Source organism: Pseudomonas kulmbachensis (genome assembly GCF_963681935.1).
GTDB lineage: Bacteria > Pseudomonadota > Gammaproteobacteria > Pseudomonadales > Pseudomonadaceae > Aquipseudomonas > Aquipseudomonas kulmbachensis.
Window position 1 is genome coordinate 204,005 of record NZ_OY817088.1, and the last position, 24,573, is coordinate 228,577.

25 protein-coding genes and 1 pseudogene are annotated in these 24,573 nt (G+C 57.7%); 18 read left to right on the forward strand and 8 right to left on the reverse strand.

Going from position 1 to position 24,573, the window contains the following annotated elements; translation table 11 throughout:
* Positions 1–6: 6 nt before the first annotated feature.
* Entirely contained in the window at positions 7–1,500 is a 1,494-nt protein-coding gene (locus U5A05_RS01025) for an aldehyde dehydrogenase (RefSeq protein ID WP_321835275.1), read from the reverse strand.
* 238 nt (positions 1,501–1,738) lie between these two features.
* On the opposite strand from U5A05_RS01025, the gene U5A05_RS01030 reads away from it, so the two are divergent.
* Positions 1,739–2,101, forward strand: coding sequence for a cupin domain-containing protein (locus tag U5A05_RS01030; protein ID WP_261740451.1), 363 nt, complete (start codon positions 1,739–1,741; stop codon positions 2,099–2,101).
* 125 nt (positions 2,102–2,226) lie between these two features.
* Here U5A05_RS01030 and rpmG read toward each other — a convergent pair whose 3' ends face one another.
* Both rpmG and rpmB read right to left on the reverse strand, forming a co-directional pair.
* A complete protein-coding gene (gene rpmG / locus U5A05_RS01035) occupies positions 2,227–2,382 on the reverse strand; it encodes a 50S ribosomal protein L33 (protein WP_003437824.1) in 156 nt (51 codons plus the stop codon).
* A gap of 11 nt (positions 2,383–2,393) precedes the next feature.
* Positions 2,394–2,627, reverse strand: a complete 234-nt coding sequence (gene rpmB / locus U5A05_RS01040; protein WP_019410280.1) for a 50S ribosomal protein L28 — start codon at positions 2,625–2,627, stop codon at positions 2,394–2,396.
* A gap of 501 nt (positions 2,628–3,128) precedes the next feature.
* On the opposite strand from rpmB, the gene U5A05_RS01045 reads away from it, so the two are divergent.
* Positions 3,129–4,715: an ABC transporter substrate-binding protein gene (locus tag U5A05_RS01045; protein WP_321835281.1), complete on the forward strand. Its 1,587-nt coding sequence runs from the start codon at positions 3,129–3,131 to the stop codon at positions 4,713–4,715.
* A 3-nt stretch (positions 4,716–4,718) separates the two neighbouring features.
* Here the strand turns inward: U5A05_RS01045 and radC are convergent, their stop codons facing one another.
* Positions 4,719–5,393, reverse strand: a complete 675-nt coding sequence (radC, locus tag U5A05_RS01050) for a RadC family protein (RefSeq protein WP_321835282.1) — start codon at positions 5,391–5,393, stop codon at positions 4,719–4,721.
* 122 nt (positions 5,394–5,515) lie between these two features.
* Between radC and coaBC the strand changes: the two genes are divergently transcribed.
* From coaBC to argB, 4 genes and pseudogenes are all read left to right on the forward strand, one after another.
* Complete coding sequence (gene coaBC, locus U5A05_RS01055; protein WP_261740454.1) at positions 5,516–6,724, forward strand: bifunctional phosphopantothenoylcysteine decarboxylase/phosphopantothenate--cysteine ligase CoaBC; 1,209 nt, start codon at positions 5,516–5,518, stop codon at positions 6,722–6,724.
* A gap of 5 nt (positions 6,725–6,729) precedes the next feature.
* Positions 6,730–7,185: a dUTP diphosphatase gene (gene dut, locus U5A05_RS01060; RefSeq protein ID WP_019828201.1), complete on the forward strand. Its 456-nt coding sequence runs from the start codon at positions 6,730–6,732 to the stop codon at positions 7,183–7,185.
* Between the two features lie 102 nt (positions 7,186–7,287).
* A pseudogene (locus U5A05_RS01065) lies at positions 7,288–8,661 on the forward strand (phosphomannomutase/phosphoglucomutase); the annotation flags it as partial.
* A gap of 25 nt (positions 8,662–8,686) precedes the next feature.
* Positions 8,687–9,592 (forward strand): acetylglutamate kinase, encoded by a 906-nt coding sequence (gene argB / locus U5A05_RS01070; RefSeq protein WP_261740455.1) that lies wholly within the window; start codon positions 8,687–8,689, stop codon positions 9,590–9,592.
* Positions 9,593–9,651: 59 nt separating this feature from the next.
* On the opposite strand, the gene pyrE is transcribed toward argB, so the two are convergent.
* Positions 9,652–10,293 carry an orotate phosphoribosyltransferase gene (pyrE, locus tag U5A05_RS01075; RefSeq protein ID WP_016782697.1) on the reverse strand — a complete coding sequence of 214 codons (642 nt, stop codon included), beginning with the start codon at positions 10,291–10,293 and terminating at the stop codon, positions 9,652–9,654.
* 82 nt (positions 10,294–10,375) lie between these two features.
* On the opposite strand from pyrE, the gene U5A05_RS01080 reads away from it, so the two are divergent.
* Positions 10,376–11,155, forward strand: a complete 780-nt coding sequence (locus U5A05_RS01080) for an exodeoxyribonuclease III (protein WP_003437806.1) — start codon at positions 10,376–10,378, stop codon at positions 11,153–11,155.
* 109 nt (positions 11,156–11,264) lie between these two features.
* Here U5A05_RS01080 and U5A05_RS01085 read toward each other — a convergent pair whose 3' ends face one another.
* Together U5A05_RS01085 and rph are read right to left on the reverse strand one after the other, a co-directional pair.
* Positions 11,265–11,633 carry a DUF4870 domain-containing protein gene (locus U5A05_RS01085; protein WP_261740456.1) on the reverse strand — a complete coding sequence of 123 codons (369 nt, stop codon included), beginning with the start codon at positions 11,631–11,633 and terminating at the stop codon, positions 11,265–11,267.
* 49 nt (positions 11,634–11,682) lie between these two features.
* Entirely contained in the window at positions 11,683–12,405 is a 723-nt protein-coding gene (gene rph, locus U5A05_RS01090) for a ribonuclease PH (protein ID WP_016782701.1), read from the reverse strand.
* 301 nt (positions 12,406–12,706) lie between these two features.
* On the opposite strand from rph, the gene U5A05_RS01095 reads away from it, so the two are divergent.
* The 6 genes from U5A05_RS01095 to U5A05_RS01120 all read left to right on the forward strand — a co-directional run bounded on the left by U5A05_RS01095 (position 12,707) and on the right by U5A05_RS01120 (position 18,015).
* On the forward strand, positions 12,707–13,570 hold the full coding sequence (locus U5A05_RS01095) for a YicC/YloC family endoribonuclease (protein ID WP_321835284.1): 864 nt from the start codon (positions 12,707–12,709) through the stop codon (positions 13,568–13,570).
* Positions 13,571–13,583: 13 nt separating this feature from the next.
* A complete protein-coding gene (gene gmk, locus U5A05_RS01100) occupies positions 13,584–14,204 on the forward strand; it encodes a guanylate kinase (RefSeq protein WP_095027645.1) in 621 nt (206 codons plus the stop codon).
* A 168-nt stretch (positions 14,205–14,372) separates the two neighbouring features.
* A complete protein-coding gene (gene rpoZ / locus U5A05_RS01105) occupies positions 14,373–14,636 on the forward strand; it encodes a DNA-directed RNA polymerase subunit omega (protein WP_003437783.1) in 264 nt (87 codons plus the stop codon).
* 60 nt (positions 14,637–14,696) lie between these two features.
* Entirely contained in the window at positions 14,697–16,802 is a 2,106-nt protein-coding gene (spoT, locus tag U5A05_RS01110; RefSeq protein WP_261740458.1) for a bifunctional GTP diphosphokinase/guanosine-3',5'-bis pyrophosphate 3'-pyrophosphohydrolase, read from the forward strand.
* A 24-nt stretch (positions 16,803–16,826) separates the two neighbouring features.
* Positions 16,827–17,207: a RidA family protein gene (locus U5A05_RS01115; protein WP_153432836.1), complete on the forward strand. Its 381-nt coding sequence runs from the start codon at positions 16,827–16,829 to the stop codon at positions 17,205–17,207.
* A gap of 67 nt (positions 17,208–17,274) precedes the next feature.
* On the forward strand, positions 17,275–18,015 hold the full coding sequence (locus U5A05_RS01120; protein ID WP_261740459.1) for a hypothetical protein: 741 nt from the start codon (positions 17,275–17,277) through the stop codon (positions 18,013–18,015).
* Positions 18,016–18,153: 138 nt separating this feature from the next.
* Here U5A05_RS01120 and U5A05_RS01125 read toward each other — a convergent pair whose 3' ends face one another.
* Positions 18,154–19,011, reverse strand: coding sequence for an SDR family oxidoreductase (locus tag U5A05_RS01125; protein ID WP_321835290.1), 858 nt, complete (start codon positions 19,009–19,011; stop codon positions 18,154–18,156).
* 189 nt (positions 19,012–19,200) lie between these two features.
* On the opposite strand from U5A05_RS01125, the gene exbB reads away from it, so the two are divergent.
* The 5 genes from exbB to recG all read left to right on the forward strand — a co-directional run bounded on the left by exbB (position 19,201) and on the right by recG (position 24,523).
* Positions 19,201–20,181: a tonB-system energizer ExbB gene (gene exbB, locus U5A05_RS01130; RefSeq protein WP_321835292.1), complete on the forward strand. Its 981-nt coding sequence runs from the start codon at positions 19,201–19,203 to the stop codon at positions 20,179–20,181.
* A gap of 6 nt (positions 20,182–20,187) precedes the next feature.
* The gene (exbD, locus tag U5A05_RS01135) at positions 20,188–20,613 is read left to right on the forward strand and encodes a TonB system transport protein ExbD (protein WP_261740462.1); all 426 of its coding nucleotides are present in this window, start codon (positions 20,188–20,190) and stop codon (positions 20,611–20,613) included.
* Positions 20,610–21,356: a TonB family protein gene (locus tag U5A05_RS01140; protein WP_261740463.1), complete on the forward strand. Its 747-nt coding sequence runs from the start codon at positions 20,610–20,612 to the stop codon at positions 21,354–21,356. The genes exbD and U5A05_RS01140 overlap by 4 nt, the downstream gene beginning before the upstream one ends.
* A 162-nt stretch (positions 21,357–21,518) precedes the next feature.
* Entirely contained in the window at positions 21,519–22,439 is a 921-nt protein-coding gene (locus tag U5A05_RS01145) for a hydrogen peroxide-inducible genes activator (RefSeq protein WP_321835293.1), read from the forward strand.
* 8 nt (positions 22,440–22,447) lie between these two features.
* A complete protein-coding gene (recG, locus tag U5A05_RS01150; protein WP_261742529.1) occupies positions 22,448–24,523 on the forward strand; it encodes an ATP-dependent DNA helicase RecG in 2,076 nt (691 codons plus the stop codon).
* Positions 24,524–24,573 lie beyond the last annotated feature (50 nt).

A 24,573-nucleotide genomic window follows, 5' to 3' on the forward strand; every position in this document is an offset into this window, starting at 1 on the left:
ATGCTGTTACAGCTTGATCCAGGTGGACTTCAGCTCGGTGTACTTGTCGAATGCGTGCAGTGACTTGTCACGGCCATTGCCCGACTGTTTGAAACCACCAAACGGAGCGGTCATGTCGCCACCATCGTATTGGTTGACCCAGACGCTACCGGCGCGCAAGGCTTTGGCCGTCAGGTGAGCCTTGGAAATGTCCGCAGTCCACACCGCAGCCGCCAGGCCGTATGGCGTATCGTTGGCAATCTGGATGGCTTCTGCTGCGCTATCAAAGGTGATGACCGAAAGCACCGGGCCGAAGATTTCTTCCTGGGCGATTTTCATTGCGTTGCTAACGCCGTCGAAAATGGTCGGTTCAACGTAGGTTCCGCCGGTTTCTTGCAGGATTTGGTTGCCGCCCGCTACCAGTTTTGCGCCTTCGCTGTGGCCAGCCTTGATGTACGACAGCACGGTGTTCATTTGCTGGGTATCAACCAGAGCACCCACGGTGGTTGCCGGGTCCAGCGGGTTGCCCGGCTTCCAGCCTTTGAGGGCCTCGATCACCAGCGGCAGGAATTTGTCCTTGATCGAGCGCTCGACCAGCAGGCGCGAACCGGCGGTACAGACTTCGCCCTGGTTGAAGGCAATGGCGCTGGCAGCCGACTCGGCAGCCGCTTGCAGGTCCGGTGCGTCGGCAAAGACGATGTTCGGGCTCTTGCCGCCGGCTTCGAGCCAGATACGCTTCATGTTGGATTCGCCCGCGTAGATCATCAACTGCTTGGCGATCTTGGTCGAACCGGTGAACACCAGCGTATCGACGTCCATGTGCAGGGCCAGAGCCTTGCCGACGGTATGGCCATAGCCTGGCAGCACGTTAAATACACCTGCCGGGATACCGGCTTCAACAGCCAGTGCGGCGATACGGATGGCGGTCAGTGGGGATTTTTCGGACGGCTTGAGGATCACCGAGTTACCGGTCGACAGAGCCGGGCCCAGTTTCCAGCAGGCCATCATCAGCGGGAAGTTCCACGGCACGATGGCAGCGACAACGCCCACCGGCTCACGGGTCACCAGGCCCAGCTGATCGTGCGGGGTAGCAGCAACCTCGTCGTAAATCTTGTCGATGGCTTCGCCGCTCCAGCTCAGCGCACCGGCTGCGCCGGGCACGTCGATGCCCAGTGAGTCGCTGATTGGTTTGCCCATGTCCAGGGTCTCAAGCAGGGCCAGTTCTTCGGCGTTGTGCTTGAGCAGGCCAGCAAAGCGGATCATTGCAGCTTTGCGCTTGGCCGGGGCCAGGCGCGACCAGACGCCAGATTCGAAGGTCTTGCGGGCAACTTCTACGGCGCGTTGGGCGTCTGCGCTATCGCAGCTGGCAACCTTGCCCAACAAGCGGCCATCGACCGGGCTCAGACACTCGAACGTTTCACTGGAGGCCGCGTCGGTGTATTCACCGTTGATGTAGGCGCGACCTTCGATTTTCAGCTGTTGGGCCCGTTGTTCCCAGTCAGCACGCGTCAGGGTGGTCATTCGAGTGTCCTCCTCTTGTTAAAAATAGAAGCGCCGGCTTTTTCATGTGGCGCGTCAGGGATGCTGTCCAGTCCACTAAATTGACTGGCACGAGACATGCGCCACCCTAAACCAGTGGCCCACGAACTTTCAATATATTTGACACATGTGTCGCAAACGGCATGGCTTGTTCGTTTTAATAAACATAGACTTTGGTTTTACTGACCACACACGCCGCAATTTCGGGGGGATAACAATTATGAGCATCGCAAGCGTAGTCGACTTCAGCACTGCCAATACCCAGGCTGACCGTTTCAGCCCTGCACCCGAAAAGGTGCTTAAAGGCAGCCCCGAACAAGTTATCCACAACCATTACAACAGCCCGTGTGGGCAGATGAGCGCTGGTGTGTGGGAAGGTGCTGTGGGCCAGTGGACGGTCAATTACACCGAGCATGAATACTGTGAAATCGTGCAGGGCGTTTCAGTTTTGCGTGACCAGGAAGGTAACGCCAAGACTCTGCGGGCAGGTGATCGCTTTGTGATCCCGGCTGGTTTCAAGGGCACGTGGGAGGTGCTGGAACCATGTCGGAAAATTTACGTGGTGTTTGAACAGAAATCCTGAGGCTACTGGCCCGGAATAAAAAAAGCCCTGCCATGTATTGATGGCAGGGCTTTTTGTTTTGTTCGCGAGCACAAAAAAGGCCCGTATCGTGAGATATGGGCCTTTTTCGTAAGAAGAAAAACCAATTACTTGATTTTGGCTTCTTTGTAGATCACGTGCTTGCGAACCCGCGGATCGAATTTTTTGATTTCGATTTTGTCCGGAGTGGTGCGCTTGTTCTTATCAGTGGTGTAGAAATGGCCTGTACCAGCGCTCGACACCAAACGGATCAATTCACGCATGATTAGCTCCCTTAGATCTTGCCAGCACGGCGGATTTCGGCCAGCACGACAGTAATGCCACGCTTGTCGATGATACGCATGCCTTTAGCAGATACGCGCAGACGTACGAAACGTTTCTCTTCTTCAACCCAGAAGCGGTGATGCTGCAGGTTCGGCAGGAAACGACGACGGGTTTTGTTATTTGCGTGGGAAATGTTATTCCCAGTCACCGGACCCTTACCGGTAACTTGACAGACTCTCGACATGCCTCAGCCCTCTAAAACCACATGCCCAACCCGGCATGGGTTGGCCGCTTAATCTCTCAGTCATGGCGCCAGGCGCCGCGTTTCTTTAAGGGTCTTACCGGCTACACCTACAAACGCAGGAACCGGGCCCCTAGAAAAGAGCGCTGCTTTATACCAGAAAGACTAAAGAGCAACAACAAGCAGTGTGATTTGCTGTAATTAATGAAGCCGCCATTTTAACGCCAATCCACGCGGCGTCTATGCCTTACAGCGATTTACCGCTCGTCGCGGGGTACAAGGGTTCAGGTATTAATCTCGGCTTGTAGCCGCTGCCGAGGGCTGCGAGCGAGCACAAAAGGGTCGCGTTTTCACGATAATTGAAGGCTCTGCGGGCCTTTTCGCAGCCTTCGGCAGCGGTTACAGCCATTAAAAAGTAGTCATTTTTCTATTAGAGCACTAGGGTTAGCCTTTTCCAGACTGCACTTGCAGATGGGCCTCATCGACTTGTAAAGGAAACAGATCATGCGCCTCGCTGCCGTCCCCTTTTTGCTCACCTTTTGCCTGAGCCCGCTAGTTCAGGCGGCCACCTTGAGTGTTTGTACCGAGGCCAGCCCTGAAGGGTTCGATGTGGTGCAGTACAACTCGCTCAGCACCACCAATGCCTCGGCAGACGTCCTGATGAACCGTCTGGTGGATTTTGACGCTCAATCCGCAAAGCTGGTGCCCAGTCTGGCGCAAAGCTGGTCAGTGTCTCCTGATGGCCTTGTATACGACTTCAAGCTGCGTCCCGGGGTCAAGTTTCACAGCACGGCCTGGTTCACCCCGAGCCGAGAGTTGAATGCCGATGACGTGCGTTTCAGTTTTGAACGCATGCTTGATCCCGCCAATCCGTGGCACAAAGTGGCTCAAAGCGGTTTCCCCCACGCACAATCCTTGCAGTTGCCCGAGCTGATCAAAAAGATTGAAACCCCAGACCCGCTGACCGTGCGTTTCACTCTAAGCCACCCGGACTCGACCTTCTTACCGGCTTTGAGCATGGGTTTCGCGTCAATCTACTCGGCCGAATATGCCGATAAGTTGATGAAGGCGGGTACTCCCGAGTTGATGAACAGCCAGCCGATTGGCACCGGGCCTTTTGTGTTCAGTCGATTCCAGAAAGATGCAGTGGTGCGCTACAAGGCCAACCCCGACTACTTTGCGGGCAAGCCAGCGGTTGATGGGCTGATTTTTGCGATCACCCCGGACGCCAACGTACGGCTCCAGAAATTGCGCCGCAATGAGTGCCAGATTGCACTCTCGCCCAAGCCGCTGGATGTGGAAGCTGCCGCCAAGGATCCCGCGTTGGCGGTGGCACAAACCCCGGCCTTCATGACTGCGTTTGTGGCGATCAACAGTCAACATCCACCACTGGACAAGCCTGAAGTGCGTCAGGCGATCAATCTGGCCTTCGACAAGCAGACTTACCTCAAGGCCGTATTCGAGAACAGCGCACAGGCCGCCAATGGTATTTACCCGGCCACGACCTGGAGTTACGCCAAGGACTTGCCGGGTTACGCGCACGATCCGCAAAAAGCCCGTGAATTGCTGGCCAAGGCGGGCTTTAAAGATGGTTTTAAAACCACTATCTGGACGCGCCCATCAGGCAGCGTGCTCAACCCGAACCCGAGCCTGGGAGCGCAGTTGCTGCAGGCTGATTTGGCCAAGGTTGGGGTCAAGGCCGATATTCGGGTTATCGAGTGGGGCGAGCTGATTCGTCGCGCCAAGGCGGGCGAGCATGATCTGCTGTTTATGGGCTGGGCCGGTGATAACGGCGACCCGGATAATTACCTCACGCCGCAGTTTTCATGTGCGGCAGTGAAGTCCGGGACTAACTTTGCGCGTTATTGCGACAAGACTCTGGACGGTCTGATCAGTCAGGGTAAAACCCTCAGCGATCAGGATAAGCGCAGCGCGTTGTATCAGAAGGCTCAAGCGCTGATTCAGCAGCAGGCGCTGTGGCTGCCACTGGCGCACCCAACGGCTTACGCACTCACCCGTAAAGACGTACAGGGTTATCAGGTAAGTCCATTTGGGCGTCAGGACTTTTCGACGGTCAGCGTCAAGCCTTGAGCCTTATATCCAGCCGTGCTCGACCATTGAAAGCGGCTGGCCATCGCCGATAATAAAATGATCCAGCACCCGCACTTCGATCAGATCCAGCGCTTGGGTCAAGCGTTTGGTCAAGGTGCGGTCGGCCTGGCTCGGCTCGGTGATACCGGAGGGGTGGTTATGGCAGAAAATTACCGCTGCGGCATTGTGCGCAAGTGCGCGCTTGACCACCTGGCGTGGGTAAACGCTGGCGCTGTCGATGGAGCCTCTAAAGAGTATTTCAAAGGCCAGCATGCGGTGTTTTGAGTCTAGAAACAGGCAGCCAAAAACCTCGTGCGGCTCATGGCGCAGCAGCGACTTGAGATAGTCGCGAACCGCTTGCGGGCTCTCCAGAGCACTGTCGCGGCGCAGGCGCTCGGCCAGGTGACGACGGCTCATTTCCAGTACCGCCTGCAACTGGCTGAACTTGGCGGGGCCCAGCCCGAGCTGGCGGCAGAATGCGCGTAGATCGGCTTCGAGCAAGGCCCGCAGGCTGCCGAACTCGGTGAGTAAATGACGCGCCAGATCAACTGCGCTTTTGCCCGAAACCCCGGTGCGCAGGAAAATTGCCAGCAACTCGGCGTCGGAAAGACTGGATGATCCGTGCTGCAAAAGCTTCTCGCGCGGGCGCTCGGCCGCGGGCCAATCTCGAATGCTCATAACACCTCCTTGTGAGTGGGCGCCGCTGTTCCCTGGCAGGCGCTGTGTTATCTTAGCCCATCATTTTTGCGTGGCATTTGGCCATTTTCCGCGCAGTCATCATCGAACTAAAAGGCAGGCCTATGCAGCGGCTGTATCGAAAACGCATTGTTTTGGGCGTCGGCGGCGGCATCGCGGCTTACAAGAGTGCAGAGCTGGTTCGTCGTCTGCTGGACCAAGGCGCGGAAGTACGGGTTGTGATGACCCGCGGCGGCAGCGAATTCATCACCCCTCTGACCATGCAGGCGTTGTCCGGGCACCCCGTTCATCTGGATTTGCTCGATCCGGCGGCTGAAGCGGCCATGGGCCACATCGAACTGGCCAAGTGGGCCGATCTGGTACTGATCGCCCCGGCGACCGCTGACCTTATCGCTCGTCTTGCCCAAGGCTTGGCCAATGATCTGCTGACCACGTTGGTGCTCGCCACTGATGCAACGGTCGCCATCGCGCCTGCAATGAACCAGGCCATGTGGCGTGACCCGGCTACCCAGGCCAATACCCGATTGCTTGAGAGCCGCGGTTTGCGCGTATTTGGCCCGGCCTCCGGGAGCCAGGCCTGCGGAGATGTAGGCTTTGGTCGCATGCTGGAAGCAGATGATCTGGTGCACTGCGCCGCCGAGTGCTTTCAGCGTCAGGTGCTGACCGGCAAGCACGTACTGATTACTGCTGGCCCGACCCAGGAAAACATCGACCCGGTGCGCTACATCACCAACCACAGCTCCGGGAAAATGGGCTTTGCTCTGGCCGAAGCGGCAGTTGAAGCCGGTGCTCGCGTAACCTTGATCACAGGCCCGGTTCACTTGCCGACCCCGGATCGGGTTAGCCGCATCGACGTGGTCAGTGCCCGGGACATGCTCGCAGCTTGTGAGGCGGCGATTCCCTGTGATGTGTTTATTGCATCCGCTGCAGTTGCAGACTACCGCCCGGAAGTCGTAGCCCCGCAAAAGCTCAAGAAAGACCCTACCAAGGGTGACGGCCTGTTGCTGCAGATGGTGCGCAATCCAGACATTCTGGCCACCATCGCTTCGCGCCCTGATCGCCCTTTTAGTGTCGGTTTTGCTGCAGAGACCGAGCACTTGCTCGATTACGCTGCGCGCAAGCTCAAAGACAAAAACCTCGACCTGATTGTGGCCAACGATGTGGCTAACCCCAGCATCGGCTTCAACAGCGAGGAAAACGCGTGCAGCGTGATTGACCGCGAACTGCACGCCACTGTGTTTGCCCAGACCAGCAAGGGCAAGATTGCCCGCCAGCTGATCACTTTTATCGCCGAACGTCTGAACCAGGTTTAACTCGTATGCACGCTTTGCAAGCCAAAATCCTCGATCCACGCATTGGTAACGAATTTCCGCTGCCACAGTACGCCACCCCAGGTTCTGCAGGCCTTGACCTGCGCGCCATGCTTAAACAAGACACCGTTCTGGAGCCGGGCCAGACCCTGCTGATCCCGACGGGTCTGTCGGTGTATATCGGCGATCCGGGCCTTGCCGCGCTGATCCTGCCGCGCTCGGGCCTGGGCCACAAACACGGAATCGTGCTGGGTAACCTGGTCGGCCTGATTGACTCCGATTACCAGGGCGAACTGATGGTGTCGTGCTGGAACCGTGGCCAAACCGCATTCAACATCACGATCGGCGAGCGTATTGCTCAGTTGGTACTGGTACCGGTGGTGCAGGCTCACTTTGAACTGGTCGAAGAATTCGATGAAAGCCAGCGTGGCGCTGGTGGTTTTGGCCATTCCGGCAAGCTCTGATTTTGCAGTATCAGGTCAGGCGTGATGCCTGACCTTAAACGTTTTACTGAATCCTCTGAGCGTGGAGTCCCACCCGCAATGACTAGCCCCGCTTCGGTCCCGCCAAAATTCCCTGACAGCATTTTTCGCGCCTACGACATTCGTGGCGTGGTCCCGCAAACCTTGACCCCTGAGACCGCGTACTGGATAGGCCGTGCCATCGGTGCAGAGAGTTTGGCCAAGGGTGAACCGCATGTGTCGGTGGGCCGGGATGGACGCTTGTCCGGTCCTGAGCTGGTCGAGCGCTTGATCCAGGGTGTAGCGGACAGTGGCTGCAAGGTCAGTGATGTGGGGCTGGTGCCTACACCTGCTCTGTATTACGCAACTCACGTGTTGGCGGGCAAGTCGGGTGTGATGCTCACGGGCAGCCATAACCCGCCAAACTACAACGGTTTTAAAATCGTGATCGCGGGCGATACGCTGGCGGACGAACAAATCACCGCGCTGCACACGCGACTGAAAACCAACGACCTGACCTGGGGCGAAGGCAGCATCGAGCGCGTTGATATTTTACCGCGCTACGCCGATGTGATTACCCGGGACATCAAGTTGGCCAAACGCTTGAAAGTGGTGGTGGACTGCGGCAACGGCGTAGCCGGCGTGATCGCACCGCAATTGATTGAAGCCCTTGGCTGTGAAGTGATCCCGCTGTTCTGCGAAGTGGATGGTAGCTTTCCCAACCACCATCCAGACCCTAGCAAGCCTGAAAATCTGCTGGACCTGATCGCCAGAGTCAAAGAAACCAATGCCGATATCGGGCTGGCCTTTGATGGTGATGCTGACCGCGTGGGCGTGGTGACTAATGCAGGCACCATAGTGTTCGCAGATCATTTGCTGATGCTGTTTGCTCAGGATGTATTGCAACGCAACCCTACGGCCGAGGTCATATTCGACGTGAAATGCACGCGTCGTCTGATCCCGTTGATCAAGGAAAATGGCGGTCGCCCACTGATGTGGAAGACCGGTCATTCGTTGATCAAAAAGAAGATGAAAGAAACCGGTGCCCTGCTGGCTGGTGAAATGAGCGGGCATATCTTTTTCAAAGAGCGCTGGTTTGGTTTCGATGACGGTATTTACAGCGCCGCGCGCCTGCTGGAGATCCTCAGCAAGCGCCAGGTGACGGCCGAAGAGCTGTTTGAGACCTTCCCGAACGATATTTCTACGCCAGAAATCAATATCGATGTGACGGATGAGAGCAAATTCAGCATCATTGAAGCTCTGCACGACGCCCAATGGGGGGACGACGCCGAGCTGACATCCATTGATGGTGTGCGGGTTGACTACCCTCATGGCTGGGGTCTGGTTCGCGCGTCCAACACCACCCCGGTGCTGGTGCTGCGATTTGAGGCCGAAACCGAGGCCGAACTGCAACGCATCAAGGACGTCTTTCACGCTCAACTGAAGCGTGTGGCCCCTGATCTCCCACTACCGTTTTGATCGACTAGTTTTACCGGAGCCCTGAATGACCCTCGAACGTGATGCCGCCTCCAACGTCGCCAAGGTTTTGTCCGAAGCGCTGCCCTACATTCGCCGTTACGTCGGCAAGACGCTGGTGATCAAGTACGGCGGCAACGCTATGGAGAACGATGACCTGAAAACCGGTTTCGCCCGTGACATCGTGTTGATGAAAGCCGTGGGTATCAACCCGGTCGTGGTACACGGTGGTGGGCCGCAGATCGGTGATCTACTCAAGCGTTTGTCCATCGAGAGTCATTTCATCGACGGGATGCGGGTCACTGACTCGCAAACCATGGATGTGGTGGAGATGGTGCTTGGCGGTCATGTGAACAAGGAAATCGTCAACCTGATCAATCGCCATGGCGGCAGCGCCATTGGTCTGACGGGTAAGGATGCAACCCTGATTCGCGCCAAAAAGATGGTTGTGACCCGTCAGACACCGGAAATGACCACGCCAGAAATCATCGACTTCGGTCATGTGGGCGAAGTCATCGGCATCAATACCGACCTGCTGCATATGCTGACCAAGGGTGATTTTATCCCGGTGATCGCGCCGATTGGCGTAGGCGCAAACGGTGAGTCTTACAACATCAACGCGGACCTGGTGGCTGGCAAGGTTGCCGAAGCCCTCAAGGCCGAGAAGCTGATGTTGCTGACCAACATTGCGGGCTTGATGGACAAGGAAGGCAAGGTGCTGACCGGTCTGACCACTGCTCAGGTGGATGACCTGATTGCCGATGGCACCATTTACGGCGGCATGCTGCCAAAAATCCGTTGCGCGCTGGAAGCTGTGCAAGGTGGTGTGACTACCGCGCACATCGTTGACGGCCGCGTGCCGAATGCGGTGTTGCTGGAAATCTTCACCGACACTGGTGTGGGTACGTTGATTACCAACAGCAAACCGGCTTAAGCAGAACAAAAAAGCCCCGCCCGGAGCGATCCGGGCGGGGCTTTTTCATGGGCGGGGAGTTAAATCCCGTACTGCGCCCGGTACGCTTCAACGGCTGGCAGGTATTGCTTGAGCGTTTCGTCTTCGGCCAGGTACTGCAGAACCTGGTTCAACGAAACGATGCTGATGACCGGAATGCCGAAGTCGCGCTCGACTTCCTGGATTGCCGACAGCTCCCCATTGCCGCGCTCCTGGCGGTTCAGGGCAATCATCACGCCTGCCGCCTTGGCGCCCTGAGCCTGAATGATCTGCATGACTTCACGGATGGCGGTGCCGGCCGTGATCACGTCGTCGATGATCAGGATATCGCCTTCAAGCGGCGAGCCGACCAGGCTGCCACCTTCGCCGTGGGCCTTGGCTTCCTTGCGGTTGAAACACCATGGCAGATCGCGATCGTGGTGCTCGGCCAGCGCGACGGCGGTGGTCGCAGCCAAGGGGATACCCTTGTAGGCCGGGCCAAAGAGCACGTCGAAGGAAATGCCGCTGTCAACGATGGCGGCCGCATAGAAGCGCCCCAGTTGAGCCAGCGCAGAACCTGTGTTGAACAGGCCGGCATTGAAGAAGTAAGGACTGGTACGCCCCGACTTCAGGGTGAACTCACCGAAGCGCAGTACGCCGCGATCGATGGCAAAACGGATGAAGTCGCGCTGATACGCTTGCATGAAAAAAGCCCCAGATACCACGGATTTAGCTAATTAGTAAGACCGCGTGTATCATACACGCACGTGATTTTTGGGGCCATTTATGCGGATCATCAGTGTGAACGTCAATGGTATTCAGACGGCAGTCGAGCGCGGTTTGCTCAGTTGGCTGCAAGCTCAGAATGCCGACGTTATCTGCCTGCAGGACACCCGCGCCTCCGCCTTTGAACTGGACGATCCAGCCTACCAGCTCGATGGCTACTTTCTTTATGCCTGTGAAGCTGAAGTCCCTGCCCAAGGCGGTGTGGCTTTGTATTCGCGGTTGCAACCGAAAGCAGTCATCACCGGGCTTGGCTTCGAGACGGCCGATCGCTACGGGCGCTACCTGCAAGCCGATTTCGATAAGGTCAGCATCGCGACCTTGCTGCTCCCTTCGGGGCAGAATGGCGATGAAGACTTGAATCAAAAATTCAAGCTAATGGACGACTTTGCACGCTATCTGGATAAGCAGCGTCGCAAGCGTCGTGAGTACATCTACTGCGGCTCGCTGTATGTGGCGCAGCAGAAACTCGACATTAAAAACTGGCGTGACAGCCAGCAATCGCCTGGTTTCCTGGCGCCTGAACGGGCCTGGATGGATGAGATTGTCGGCAACATGGGCTATGTCGATGCCCTGCGTGAAGTCAGCCGCGAAGGCGACCAGTACAGCTGGTGGCCGGACAACGAACAGGCCGAGATGCTGAATCTGGGCTGGCGTTTCGACTACCAGTTGCTGACACCGGGCTTGCGCCGCTTTGTACGAAGCGCTCGTTTGCCGCGTCAGCCACGCTTCTCGCAACATGCGCCATTGATCGTGGACTACGACTGGACACTGACAATCTAAGTGTTTTTTCGCCGTCATAAAAAATGCCCGTATCGAAAGATACGGGCATTTTTTTGGTCTAAACCTGTAGCCCCCACCGCCAGCGGCAGCGTCTACAGGCTCGGAATTGTTACTTGAGCGGGCGCCAGGTGAAGGGGTAGCGGTAAACCACTCCGTCATTGGCCTTGACCCCGGCTATCACCACCAGCACCACTGCCCCGATCAGCACCAGGCCGAGCAAGGCGAAGCCGACCAGCACGAACATCAGCACGTAGCAAATGGCCGAAGCAATTGCCACGGTGATCTGAAAGTTCATTGCTTCCTTGCCCTGGTCATCGATAAAGGGATCGCTCTCGCGCTTTACCTGCCACAGGATCAGCGGGCCGATCAGGCTGCCAAACGGAAACCACATCCCGAGGAACGCCGAAAAATGACAGAACATGGCCCATTTGCGAGCGTCTCGGCTCGGTTCTGGTTTTGAAAGGTCCAGCTCACTCATGGCGTTCTCCGGTAGGTCGTTTGAAGGCTTTGACAGTCAATCCGGCTAATTAGTCGGCCAATGCAGCTTGTTGCAGGGCGAAAATTTCGTTCATGCCTTTTTGTGCCAATGCCAGCATGGCGTTCAGCTCTTCAGGCTGGAACGGTGCGCCTTCGGCAGTGCCCTGTACTTCGATGAAACCGCCTGAGCTGGTCATTACCACGTTCAGGTCGGTTTCGGCTGCCGAGTCTTCAGGGTAGTCCAGGTCAAGCACCGGTACGCCTTGGTACATGCCCACCGATACCGCTGCAATCATCTGCTTGATAGGGTCGCCGCCCTTGAGGCCGCCACGCTTTTTGATGATTTTCAGAGCGTCTACCAGAGCAACCATGGCGCCGGTGATGGACGCGGTGCGGGTGCCGCCATCCGCCTGGATTACGTCGCAATCGACGTACAGGGTGATATCGCCCAGCTTGGACATGTCCAGCGCGGCGCGCAGGGAGCGACCGATCAGGCGCTGGATTTCCAGGGTGCGTCCGCCTTGCTTGCCGCGGCTGGCTTCACGCTGGTTACGGTCGCCGGTGGCGCGTGGCAGCATGCCGTATTCGGCAGTCAGCCAACCCTGGCCCTGACCTTTAAGGAAGCGTGGTACGCCGTTCTCGACGCTGACGGTACAGATGACTTTGGTGTCACCGAACTCGACCAGTACAGAACCCTCTGCGTGTTTGGTGTAGTTGCGGGTGATGCGGATCGGGCGGAGCTGATCGGCAACGCGACCACTTGGACGTTTCATGTGGGATACCTGTACGGGACGGAAAACTGCCGAGCATTATAAAGGCCGTAGACCAACAGGGCACATTTTTAAAGCAATCCAATCCTGTAGCCGCTGCCGCAGGCTGCGATGGGTTGCGTAGCGACCCCGCTCTTCACATTTAAAGCGCAGGTCCTGCGGCTCTTATCGCAGCCTGCAGCAGCGGTTACAGGTTTAAGTGCCTTTACGACAGACGCCATTTGGGGCCACCCACTGCACTGCGTTACAATCCTTCGCCTTAATTGCCGTCAGGCTTATTTCATCAGATCGCGAGGTACCGTCCATGGTGCACAGCATGACCGCCTTTGCCCGCGTCGAAAGCGTTGGCACTCAGGGCACCCTGAGTTGGGAGCTGCGTTCGGTCAACAGCCGCTACCTGGAGCCGCACCTGCGTCTGCCTGAATCTTTCCGTGACCTCGAAGGTGCGGTGCGTGAAGCGCTGCGTCAGGGGATTTCGCGGGGTAAGCTGGAATGCACCTTGCGCTTCACCGAAGAAACCACCGGCAAACCGTTGCAAGTCGACCGTGAGCGCGCCGCGCAACTGGTGGCAGCTGCCGAGACCATTGCCAGCCTGATCAAGCAACCGGCCCCGCTCAACCCGCTGGAAGTGCTGGCTTGGCCCGGTGTTTTGGTGGCGGACGCCAGCGATCCGCAAGCCCTGAACACTCAGGCGCTGGCGTTGTTCAAGCAAGGTCTGCAAGAGCTCAAAAATGGTCGCGAGCGCGAAGGCGCGGAGCTGGCGCGCTTGATCAGCGAGCGTTTGACCGCCATTGAAGGCGACGTCGAGACTCTGCGCGAGTTGGTGCCACAGATGCTCGCCACCCAGCGTCAAAAGGTCCTCGATCGCTTTGCCGACATGAAGGCCGAGCTTGATCCGCAGCGTCTTGAGCAGGAAATGGTCTTGCTGGCGCAAAAAAGCGACGTGGCTGAAGAACTGGATCGCCTGAGCACCCATATTCTTGAAGTACGGCGCGTGCTCAAGTCCGCTGGTGCTGCGGGTCGGCGCCTGGACTTCCTGATGCAAGAGCTGAACCGTGAGGCCAATACCCTGGGCTCCAAGGCATTCGATCCACGCAGCACCCAAGCGGCGGTCAACCTCAAAGTGTTGATCGAGCAGATGCGTGAACAAGTACAGAATATTGAGTAAGGCATTCCCTGACATGACCCACAGCACTGGCACCCTTTATATCGTTTCTGCCCCTTCGGGCGCAGGCAAGACCAGCCTGGTCAAAGCGTTGATCGACGTTGAGCCGCAAATCCGGGTTTCGGTTTCGCACACCACTCGCGCCATGCGCCCAGGTGAAGTGAATGGCGTGAACTATCATTTTGTCGAGCGCGAAGAGTTCGTGAAAATGATCGAGCACGGTGACTTCCTGGAGCGCGCCGAGGTGTTCGGCAACCTTTATGGCACCTCGCAAAGCCATTTGCAGCAGACCCTGGATGAAGGTCATGACCTGATTCTGGAAATCGACTGGCAAGGTGCCGAGCAAGTTCGCAAGCTGATGCCGCAGGCGCGTTCGATCTTTATCTTGCCGCCTAGCCAGGAAGCGCTGCGCCAGCGACTGGATAATCGTGGTCAGGACAGCGACGAGATCATTGACGGCCGGATGCGCGAAGCCGTGAGCGAAATGAGCCACTATGTCGACTATGACTACCTGATCATCAATGACGATTTCGCCCTGGCGCTTGAGGATCTGAAGGCCATTTTCCGCGCCAATCGGCTCCAGCAAAAACGTCAGCAGCAGCGATTTGGCAAATTACTGGCCGAACTGCTCGGTTAAACAACTCTTCCCAAAACCCCTGTAAGGGCTTTACATTGGCGGTTACAGAGGTTTTTGGGGCAGTGCCCGAAAAATCAGCGCTTCCCTATTGGCTGGTGATTTTTTAAACTGTTTAGTCCGCTTGCCCATCCGGGCAGCGCGCATATTGCATTTGCTACGAGGAAGACCATGGCCCGCGTAACCGTTGAAGACTGTCTAGAACACGTGGATAACCGCTTTGAGCTGGTCATGCTCTCTACCAAGCGTGCCCGTCAACTGGCCACCGGCGGTAAAGAGCCTTTGGTCGAGTGGGAAAATGACAAGCCTACTGTTGTTGCCTTGCGTGAAATCGCTGCAGGCCTGATGAGCTACGAGTTTATCGCCAACGCTGAAATCGTCGAAGACGAACCGCTGTTCGCAGCGTTCGAGGACGAGTCCAACGAGGCGAACTAAGCCTATGCCCGGTCGACGTAGCACGGCGAAGGGTAAAAAGTTTTGGCAGGAGGTTTCCTCATGCCGAGCATAGACGCCCTCGCCGATCGCTTGTCGGCGTACCTCGGCCCGGACCAGGTCAATCTGGTCCGCCGGGCGTACTTCTACGCAGAACAAGCCCACGACGGCCAACGCCGACGTAGCGGCGAGCCTTATGTCACGCATCCGCTGGCAGTGGCAAACATCCTTGCCGATATGCATATGGACCATCAGAGCCTGATGGCGGCCATGCTGCATGACGTCATTGAAGACACCGGTATTGCCAAGGAAGCGCTGGTCGCGCAGTTCGGCGAAACCGTGGCCGATCTGGTCGATGGAGTCAGCAAGCTGACTCAGATGAACTTCGAAACCAAGGCCGAAGCCCAAGCTGAAAACTTCCAGAAGATGGCCATGGCCATGGCACGCGATATCCGCGTGATCCTGGTGAAGCTGGCTGACCGTCTGCACAACATGCGTACCCTCGAAGTGCTGTCCGGCGAAAAACGCCGACGGATTGCCAAGGAAACCCTGGAAATCTATGCACCCATTGCCAATCGGCTGGGTATGCACAGCATTCGTATCGAATTCGAAGACCTCGGTTTCAAGGCGATGTATCCGATGCGCTCCGCGCGCATTTATCAGGCGGTCAAACGCGCCCGGGGCAATCGCAAGGAAATCGTCAACAAAATTGAAGAATCGCTAAGTCACTGTCTGGCCATCGACGGCATTCAGGGCGAAGTCAGCGGTCGTCAAAAGCATATCTACGGCATCTATAAAAAGATGCGCGGCAAGCGTCGGGCCTTCAACGAGATCATGGACGTTTACGCGTTCCGGATCATCGTCGACAAGGTCGACACCTGTTACCGAGTGCTGGGTGCTGTACATAATTTGTACAAACCCCTGCCGGGGCGTTTCAAGGACTACATCGCCATTCCCAAAGCCAACGGCTATCAGTCGTTGCATACCACGCTGTTTGGCATGCATGGCGTACCGATCGAAATTCAGATCCGTACCCGTGAAATGGAAGAAATGGCCAACAACGGTATCGCCGCTCACTGGCTCTACAAATCCAGTGGTGACGAGCAGCACACGGGCACTCACGCCCGGGCGCGGCAATGGGTCAAGGGCGTGCTGGAAATGCAGCAGCGCGCAGGCAACTCCCTCGAATTTATCGAAAGCGTGAAGATCGACCTGTTCCCGGACGAGGTTTATGTGTTCACGCCCAAAGGCCGGATCATGGAGCTGCCAAAAGGCTCCACGGCGGTCGACTTCGCTTACGCGGTGCACACCGACGTCGGCAACAGCTGCATTGCGTGCCGGATCAATCGCCGTCTCGCGCCGTTGTCCGAACCACTGCAAAGTGGCTCCACGGTCGAGATCGTCAGCGCTCCCGGTGCCCGCCCCAATCCGGCATGGCTCAACTTTGTGGTTACCGGCAAGGCGCGTACGCACATTCGGCATGCGCTCAAGCTGCAGCGCCGTTCCGAGTCGGTCAATCTGGGCGAACGCCTGCTGAACAAGGTACTGAACGGTTTCAACAGCGCGCTGGAGAAAATCCCGGCCGAGCGTATTCAGGCGATGCTGCAGGAATACCGCCTGGAACAGATCGAAGACTTGCTCGAAGACATCGGTCTTGGCAATCGCATGGCCTATGTGGTTGCGCGCCGCTTGCTGGGCGAAGGCGAGGCGTTGCCGAGCCCGGAAGGTCCGCTGGCGATTCGCGGTACCGAAGGTTTGGTGCTCAGCTACGCGAAATGCTGTACGCCGATTCCGGGTGACCCGATTGTCGGCCACCTGTCTGCGGGTAAAGGCATGGTTGTGCACCTGGACAACTGCCGCAATATCAGTGAAATCCGCCACAACCCCGAAAAATGCATCCAGCTTTCGTGGGCCAAGGACGTTACCGGCGAATTCAACGTCGAGTTGCGCGTCGAGCTGGAGCACCAGCGCGGCCTGATTGCGCTGCTGGCCAGCAGCGTCAACGCCGCCGACGGCAACATCGAAAAGATCAGCATGGACGAACGCGATGGTCGCATCAGCGTGGTCCAACTGGTAGTCAGTGTGCACGACCGCGTGCACCTGGCTCGCGTGATCAAAAAACTGCGCGCCCTTACCGGGGTTATCCGCATCACTCGTATGCGTGCGTAGCCATCTAATTACAAGGAGTCACCCATGTCCAAGACTGTTATCACCAGCGACAAGGCACCTGCTGCAATCGGTACTTATTCTCAGGCGATCAAAGCTGGCAATACTGTCTACATGTCCGGTCAAATCCCGCTGGACCCAAAAACCATGGAGCTGGTTGAAGGCTTTGAAGCACAGACCATCCAGGTTTTCGAAAACTTGAAGTCGGTGGCTGAAGCTGCTGGTGGTTCGTTCAAGGACATCGTCAAGCTGAACATCTTCCTGACGGACCTGAGTCACTTCGCCAAGGTCAACGAAATCATGGGTAAATACTTCGAACAGCCTTACCCGGCCCGCGCCGCCATCGGCGTTGCAGCCCTGCCAAAGGGTTCGCAGGTTGAGATGGACGCTATTCTGGTACTTGAGTAACACCCTCGGCGCAGCCTCTTCATGCTGCGCCAACCCTCGCTCTTCCTTGTTTCAAAAGGATCCCACCATGCGCAAAGCGCTCGTGTTGTCACTACTCGCCGTTGTTTTGGGTGGTTGTGCCAGCAAACCCGCTCACCGCGACATCAGTGGTGTCTGGATCAACCAGGCTGCAATCGACGCAGCTGCCCATGGCGGTAATTTGCGTGAAGCCCTGCTGGCTTATGGGCCAAACCTTGAGTGGGATATCGACGCCAAAAACGCTACGGCCAATTACACCAACGGCTTTGAGTCGGTTGAAGGCAAGTTGATACCTGAAGACGATGGTACGTGGCAGGTCAGCTTTTATGGGAGCAGCTCCACGGGCCTGAGCCTGGAAGGTGAAGAGTTGATCCAGGGCGAGACTGATGCCGAGCCGCGCCAACCTTTCGTTCGTCCACGGATCACTGCTGCAAGCGACGCACCGCTGGGTGCAAGCTTTGAAACAGCACTCAATTCTGCCTATTTGGGTGGCCAGTGGCGTGTGACCAGCGGCATGGGCAAGGGTAATCAGGTGACCTTTTTAGCCGACGGCCAAGTCAACGGCTTGCCCAACACCCAGAATTACGTACTGTGCCTGGCGGGTGACTGCGCTTCGATGAGTGGCGAACACGACAGCCTCTGGTTGCAACAAGGTGAGATTGGCGCAGCGCACATTTTTGTCCGCAATGGCCCTAGGCTTGAAATCTTCCAGGCGCTGGATTCCGCCGAGCCCGATGATATGCCTCAGTTTTACCCAGGCAAGCTCGAGTGGTCCCTGGAAAAGCTGTAGTTGATCGCCAAAAACCGCGCTATGTAGCCGCTGCCGCAGGCTGCGATGGGTCGCGTGGAACCCCCGGTTTTTACTGAAATCGAAGGTCCTGCGGCCCTTGTCGCAGCCTTCGGCAGCGGCTACAGGTTTCGCGTCAGCCTACGCCTTCCCATCCAAAATTTGGGCATAGCCCTCGCGATAACTCGAGTAGCGCGGCTCCCAGCCCAGCGCCTTGGCGCGGGCATTGCTGCAGCGCTTGCTGCCCGCCCGGCGCGTACTGGTTTCGGCGGCCCATTCGGTAATACCCAAACGCTCGCGCAACCAACCCACGACCTCAGCCAGAGGCACCGGCGCGTTATCAACGCCTATATAGCAATCATCCAGCGCTTTGCCCTCGCGGTCTGCCTCAAGCAAAAAAGCTAAAAACCCGCCAGCATCATCGGCATGAATCCGGTTGCCATACATCGGTGGGTCAACGGCCACTCGATAACCTTTGCGCACCTGCCCCAGCATCCACTCGCGGCCCGGCCCGTAGATCCCGGTCAGACGCACCACACTGGCCGCAAGGCCGCTGTTGAGTGCCACCTGCTCGGCATCGAGCATGATCCGGCCCGAATAGTTCGACGCTTGGGCAGGGGATGTCTCGTCAATCCACTCCCCATCCTTCTGGGCAAAAACGCTGCTGCTGGACACAAACAACAGGCGCTTTGGCCGCTGACCGTTTTGCTCAAGCCAGTTCAGCGTGTTTTTCAGCCCTTGGACATACGCTGCCTGATAACCCGCTTCGTCATGCTCGGTCGCTGCCGCGCTGTACACCACATAGTCGATCTGACCCGTTGGCCATTGCTGCGGGCAGTGCTCGCTGAACAAGTCGCCCTCTACCCCGATGACGCCTGCAGGCAACCGGTCGATGGAGCGCCGCAGGCCATGCACTTGCCAGTTTTTATCGAGCAACTGAACAGCCAGGCGGCTCCCGATATCGCCGCATCCGACGATCAAAACAGAGGCTTGGGACATCGCAGAATTCCTAATGAAAAGTTACAAAGTGACGTAAATGGACACGACCTAAGTCGTGACTTTCGAAAAAAACAGATGCTATTGCTTTTGTTAACAAGAATTACTTGCAATAATAACCCATCATTTTGCCCTTGGTCTTACACCGCGTTGTAGGGCATTACCTCATTACTTTTCTCAGGTCCGGCTAGCATGACACGCAATCATCCCACCGCTTCGCCAACCCAGCCTTTGAGCCCAACACGCGTCTGGCGTGGGGTTGTGGCACTGATGTTCAGCTTGATGCTGGCACCTGTCGCGGCATTTGCCGACGAACCTGCCACCCCAGCCGTGCATGCTGCCACTGAAGCTGCTGCTCCGGCACCTGTTGCAACACCAGGTGCGACAGATCCTACACTGGTTGAAGGTGCAGTTGCCCCTGCCGATAACGCACCGCAAATCAGTGCCGAAGACGACAACAGCCTGGGCATGGCCCATGACCTGTCGCCTTGGGGCATGTACAAAAACGCGGACATCATCGTCAAGATCGTGATGATCGGCTTGGCTATCGCTTCGATCATTACTTGGACGATCTGGATTGCCAAAGGCTTTGAAGTCCTGGGCGCCAAGCGTCGTCTGCGCGTTGAAATCGCCAACCTGAAAAAAGCCCGTACCCTTAAGGAAGCCAGCGAATCTGCGGCCAAAGAAGGCACCCTGGCCCATTTGTTGGTCCAGGACGCGCTCGAAGAAATGCGTCTGTCGGCCAATAGCCGCGAAAAAGAAGGCATCAAGGAGCGTGTGAGCTTCCGTCTTGAGCGTCTGGTGGCGGCTTGCGGTCGCAACATGAGCAGCGGCACGGGCGTGCTCGCCACCATCGGTTCCACTGCGCCGTTCGTCGGCCTGTTCGGTACCGTGTGGGGCATCATGAACAGCTTTATCGGTATCGCTAAAACTCAAACCACCAACCTGGCCGTTGTTGCACCGGGTATTGCCGAAGCCCTGCTGGCCACGGCACTGGGTCTGGTTGCAGCGATCCCTGCGGTAGTGATTTACAACGTCTTCGCCCGCTCCATCACCGGCTACAAGGCTCAGGTGGCTGATGCGTCTGCTGAAGTGTTGCTGTTGGTTAGCCGTGACCTCGATCACTTGCCGCCCGAGCGTAGCTCGCAACCGCACATGGTGAAAGTGGGGTAATCGGCCATGGGCCTGCATTTAAAAGAAGGCGATGACGATCTCGCCGAGAACCATGAAATCAACGTCACCCCCTTTATTGACGTGATGCTGGTACTGCTGATCATCTTCATGGTGGCAGCACCGCTGGCCACTGTAGATATCAAGGTTGACCTGCCAGCGTCGAGTGCCAAACCGGCACCTCGTCCCGAGAAACCGGTATTTCTCAGTGTCAAAGCTGACCAGCGCCTGTATCTGGGTGAAGAGCCGGTTACGGTTCAAGCCCTGGGCCCGACCCTGGATGCCAGGACCCACAACAACAAAGACACGACGATCTTCTTCCAGGCTGACAAAGGCGTGGATTACGGTGACCTGATGAGCGTGATGGATGCTTTGCGCGCAGCCGGTTACTTGAAGGTGGGTCTGGTCGGACTTGAGACGGCAGCCAAGAAATGACCATAGCGCGCCAAAAGATGACGCGTTACGCAACCAGCCTGGCCGTGGTATTGGGTGTACATGCAGTGGCAGTGATTCTTGCCCTGCAATGGTCCAGCCCGCGCGCGATCGAACTTCCGCCACAGGCGATGATGGTTGATCTGGCACCACTGCCCGCACCGCCTCCACCTGCGCCGCCTAAAGTGGTGACACCACCACAACCCCCGGCGCCAGTGGAAGAGTTGCCGATACCCAAGCTGGCCGAAGCGCCTAAACCGAAGATTTCTGTACCCAAGCCGGTCAAACCCAAGCAAAAGCCTCAACCGCCCAAGCCTGTGGAGAAACAGGAACCGGTCAAAGAGAAGCCTTCAGAAGAGAAACCCAGCGACGCGACGCCGACCAAGAACACCAGCGAGAAGTCCGCCGCACCGGCCCCAGGGCCATCGGCTCAACAACTGGCGGCCAAAGCCAGTTGGGAAGGTACTTTGCTGAACCACTTGGGCAAGTACAAAAAGTACCCGCCTGCTGCGCAATCCCGTGGCAAGGAAGGCCTGAACCGTCTGCGCTTCGTGGTGGATGCTGAAGGCAAGGTGCTGTCCTACGAGTTGGTAGGGCGCTCCGGCAATGCTGATCTGGACCGGGCCACCCTGGAAATGATTCGCCGGGCACAACCATTGCCCAAGCCGCCGCCCGAGATGCTGACCAATGGCAGCATCGAGATCGTGGCACCGTTCGTTTATTCCATCGATAAACGTCGGCGATAACATCATAAAGGGCACCTCAGGGTGCCCTTTATGCATCTGCAGTATGGATAAAAAACCAGTCATTCAATGATTGGCTACTGTAGCTCTGAGGGTAATGTCTGATAACGTGCGTCTATCGATTGCAGCCGCTATGCTTGGCCCGCAACCACAGGGACGCCCGCTATGACGCTTACAGAATTACGCTACATCGTTACCCTCGCCCAAGAGCAACACTTCGGCCATGCCGCTGAGCGTTGCCACGTCAGCCAGCCGACCCTGTCGGTAGGTGTGAAAAAACTGGAAGACGAACTCGGTGTGCTGATTTTCGAGCGCAGCAAAAGCGCCGTGCGCGTGACCCCGGTGGGTGAAACCATTGTGGCCCAGGCACAGAAGGTGCTGGAGCAGGCCCAGGGCATTCGCGAGCTGGCCCAAGCTGGCAAGAACCAACTGACCGCCCCGCTCAAAGTGGGCGCGATCTACACCGTGGGCCCGTACCTGTTCCCGCACCTGATTCCACAACTGCATCGGGTCGCTCCGCAGATGCCGTTGTATATCGAAGAAAACTTCACTCACGTCCTGCGCGACAAACTGCGCAACGGTGAGCTGGACGCGATCATCATCGCCCTGCCGTTCCATGAAGCAGACGTGTTGACCTTGCCGCTGTACGACGAGCCGTTTTACGTGCTGATGCCCAGCGAACACCCCTGGACCAAGAAAGACACCATCGACGCCAGCCTGCTCAACGACAAGAGCCTGCTGTTGCTGGGCGAAGGTCACTGCTTCCGTGATCAGGTGCTTGAAGCGTGCCCGACCGTGGCCAAAGGCAATGATGGCGCCATGCACACCACGGTTGAATCCAGTTCGTTGGAAACCATCCGTCATATGGTGGCTTCAGGCCTGGGTATTTCGATCCTGCCGTTGTCGGCCGTCGACAGTCACCACTACGCTCCCGGCATTCTGGCCGTGCGTCCGTTGACCCCGCCGGTACCGTTCCGCACGGTGGCCATTGCCTGGCGCGCGAGTTTTCCGCGGCCCAAGGCGATTGAAATTCTCGCTGACTCGATCCGCCTGTGTTCGGTGGCCAAGCCGCCTGCCGCGAAGTAAGCCTGCCGATGACCGAGTTGTCGAAAGTGTCGGTCACCGCGCTCAAGGGCGTGGGCGAGGCTATGGCCGAGAAATTGGCCAAGGTCGGGCTGGAAAACGTCCAGGACGTGCTGTTCCATTTGCCGTTGCGCTATCAGGACCGTACCCGCGTGGTGCCGATTGGCGCCCTGCGCCCCGGACAGGATGCGGTGGTTGAAGGCCGGGTCATCGGTGCTGATGTGGTCATGGGCAAGCGCCGCAGCTTGCTGGTGCGGATCAACGATGGCACCGGCGGCCTGAGCCTGCGCTTCTATCACTTCAGCAATGCGCAAAAAGACAGCCTCAAGCGCGGCACCGAAGTGCGTTGCTATGGCGAGGCTCGCCCCGGTGCTTCGGGGTTGGAGATTTATCATCCCGAATACCGCGCCATCACGGGCGATGAGCCGCCACCCGTCGATACCACGCTGACACCGATTTATCCCACAACCGAAGGCCTGACCCAGCAACGTCTGCGCCAGCTCAGCCAGCAAAGCCTGGCCATGCTCGGTCCGCGTAGCCTGCCCGACTGGTTGCCACCAGAACTGGCCAAGGACTACCAATTGGCCCCGCTGGACCAAGCCATTCGCTACTTGCATCAGCCGCCCGCCGATGCAGACGTCGAAGAGCTCGCCCTGGGCCATCACTGGGCGCAGCACCGCTTGGCCTTTGAAGAACTGCTGACTCACCAACTGTCCCAGCAGCGTCTGCGTGAGAGCTTGCGTTCCCAGCAGGCGCCCGCCTTGCCCAAGGCGAAAAAGCTGCCGGTGCAGTTTCTCGCCAATTTGGGTTTTCCGCCGACTGGCGCACAGAGCCGGGTCGGCAACGAAATTGCCTACGACCTCAGCCAGCCCGAGCCCATGCTGCGCCTGATTCAGGGCGACGTAGGCTCCGGCAAGACGGTCGTCGCGGCGATGGCGGCCTTGCAGGCGCTTGAAGCGGGCTATCAGGTGGCACTGATGGCCCCCACGGAAATTCTCGCCGAACAGCACTTCATCAACTTCAAGCGCTGGCTGGAGCCTTTGGGGCTTGAAGTTGCCTGGCTGGCCGGCAAGCTCAAGGGCAAGGCCCGTGTGGCGGCGATGGAGCAAATCGCCAGCGGCGTACCTATGGTTGTCGGCACCCACGCCCTGTTTCAGGACCATGTGCAGTTCAAGAACCTCGCGCTGGTGATCATCGACGAACAACATCGCTTCGGCGTACAGCAACGTCTGGCCCTGCGCAACAAGGGCGTGGGCGGCGTCATGTGTCCGCACCAGTTGATCATGACCGCGACCCCGATCCCGCGCACCCTGGCCATGAGTGCCTACGCCGACCTCGATACCTCGATCCTCGACGAACTGCCGCCTGGCCGAACCCCGGTCAACACCGTGCTGGTAGTCGACACGCGGCGCCTCGAAGTGATCGAGCGAGTGCGTGCGGCGTGCGCGGAAGGGCGTCAGGCTTATTGGGTCTGCACCCTGATCGAGGAATCGGAAGAGATGACCTGCCAGGCCGCTGAAACCACCTACGAAGACCTTTCCAGCGCCTTGGGCGAATTGCGCGTCGGCTTGATCCACGGGCGTATGAAAGCTGCGGAAAAGGCCGCGGTCATGGCCGAGTTCAAGGCCGGTGCACTGCAATTGCTGGTGGCGACCACGGTGATTGAAGTAGGCGTCGACGTGCCCAATTCCAGCCTGATGATCATCGAAAACCCCGAGCGTCTGGGGCTGTCCCAGCTTCACCAATTGCGTGGGCGTGTCGGCCGGGGCAGCGCCGCGAGCCACTGCGTGTTGCTGTATCACCCGCCGCTGTCACAAATTGGCCGTCAGCGCCTGGGTATCATGCGCGAGACCAACGACGGTTTCGTGATTGCTGAAAAAGACCTTGAACTGCGCGGCCCCGGCGAGATGCTCGGCACCCGCCAGACCGGCCTTCTGCAGTTCAAGGTCGCCGACCTGATGCGCGATGCCGACCTGCTGCCCGCCGTGCGCGAGGCTGCCCAGGCGTTGATTGAGCGCTGGCCGAGCCACGTCAGCCCCTTGCTGGATCGCTGGCTGCGGCACGGTCAGCAATACGGTCAGGTGTAAATATCATTCAGGAAATGGCTCTGCGGCCGATCAAGTAACGGCTTATCAAA

Bases quoted from the DNA above. Each gene is read 5' to 3' on its own strand.
- U5A05_RS01025 (WP_321835275.1), bottom strand. From the start codon at position 1,500: ATGACCACCCTGACGCGTGCTGACTGGGAACAACGGGCCCAACAGCTG.
- U5A05_RS01030 (WP_261740451.1), top strand. From the start codon at position 1,739: ATGAGCATCGCAAGCGTAGTCGACTTCAGCACTGCCAATACCCAGGCT.
- rpmG (WP_003437824.1), bottom strand. From the start codon at position 2,382: ATGCGTGAATTGATCCGTTTGGTGTCGAGCGCTGGTACAGGCCATTTC.
- rpmB (WP_019410280.1), bottom strand. From the start codon at position 2,627: ATGTCGAGAGTCTGTCAAGTTACCGGTAAGGGTCCGGTGACTGGGAAT.
- U5A05_RS01045 (WP_321835281.1), top strand. From the start codon at position 3,129: ATGCGCCTCGCTGCCGTCCCCTTTTTGCTCACCTTTTGCCTGAGCCCG.
- radC (WP_321835282.1), bottom strand. From the start codon at position 5,393: ATGAGCATTCGAGATTGGCCCGCGGCCGAGCGCCCGCGCGAGAAGCTT.
- coaBC (WP_261740454.1), top strand. From the start codon at position 5,516: ATGCAGCGGCTGTATCGAAAACGCATTGTTTTGGGCGTCGGCGGCGGC.
- dut (WP_019828201.1), top strand. From the start codon at position 6,730: ATGCACGCTTTGCAAGCCAAAATCCTCGATCCACGCATTGGTAACGAA.
- argB (WP_261740455.1), top strand. From the start codon at position 8,687: ATGACCCTCGAACGTGATGCCGCCTCCAACGTCGCCAAGGTTTTGTCC.
- pyrE (WP_016782697.1), bottom strand. From the start codon at position 10,293: ATGCAAGCGTATCAGCGCGACTTCATCCGTTTTGCCATCGATCGCGGC.
- U5A05_RS01080 (WP_003437806.1), top strand. From the start codon at position 10,376: ATGCGGATCATCAGTGTGAACGTCAATGGTATTCAGACGGCAGTCGAG.
- U5A05_RS01085 (WP_261740456.1), bottom strand. From the start codon at position 11,633: ATGAGTGAGCTGGACCTTTCAAAACCAGAACCGAGCCGAGACGCTCGC.
- rph (WP_016782701.1), bottom strand. From the start codon at position 12,405: ATGAAACGTCCAAGTGGTCGCGTTGCCGATCAGCTCCGCCCGATCCGC.
- U5A05_RS01095 (WP_321835284.1), top strand. From the start codon at position 12,707: ATGGTGCACAGCATGACCGCCTTTGCCCGCGTCGAAAGCGTTGGCACT.
- gmk (WP_095027645.1), top strand. From the start codon at position 13,584: ATGACCCACAGCACTGGCACCCTTTATATCGTTTCTGCCCCTTCGGGC.
- rpoZ (WP_003437783.1), top strand. From the start codon at position 14,373: ATGGCCCGCGTAACCGTTGAAGACTGTCTAGAACACGTGGATAACCGC.
- spoT (WP_261740458.1), top strand. From the start codon at position 14,697: ATGCCGAGCATAGACGCCCTCGCCGATCGCTTGTCGGCGTACCTCGGC.
- U5A05_RS01115 (WP_153432836.1), top strand. From the start codon at position 16,827: ATGTCCAAGACTGTTATCACCAGCGACAAGGCACCTGCTGCAATCGGT.
- U5A05_RS01120 (WP_261740459.1), top strand. From the start codon at position 17,275: ATGCGCAAAGCGCTCGTGTTGTCACTACTCGCCGTTGTTTTGGGTGGT.
- U5A05_RS01125 (WP_321835290.1), bottom strand. From the start codon at position 19,011: ATGTCCCAAGCCTCTGTTTTGATCGTCGGATGCGGCGATATCGGGAGC.
- exbB (WP_321835292.1), top strand. From the start codon at position 19,201: ATGACACGCAATCATCCCACCGCTTCGCCAACCCAGCCTTTGAGCCCA.
- exbD (WP_261740462.1), top strand. From the start codon at position 20,188: ATGGGCCTGCATTTAAAAGAAGGCGATGACGATCTCGCCGAGAACCAT.
- U5A05_RS01140 (WP_261740463.1), top strand. From the start codon at position 20,610: ATGACCATAGCGCGCCAAAAGATGACGCGTTACGCAACCAGCCTGGCC.
- U5A05_RS01145 (WP_321835293.1), top strand. From the start codon at position 21,519: ATGACGCTTACAGAATTACGCTACATCGTTACCCTCGCCCAAGAGCAA.
- recG (WP_261742529.1), top strand. From the start codon at position 22,448: ATGACCGAGTTGTCGAAAGTGTCGGTCACCGCGCTCAAGGGCGTGGGC.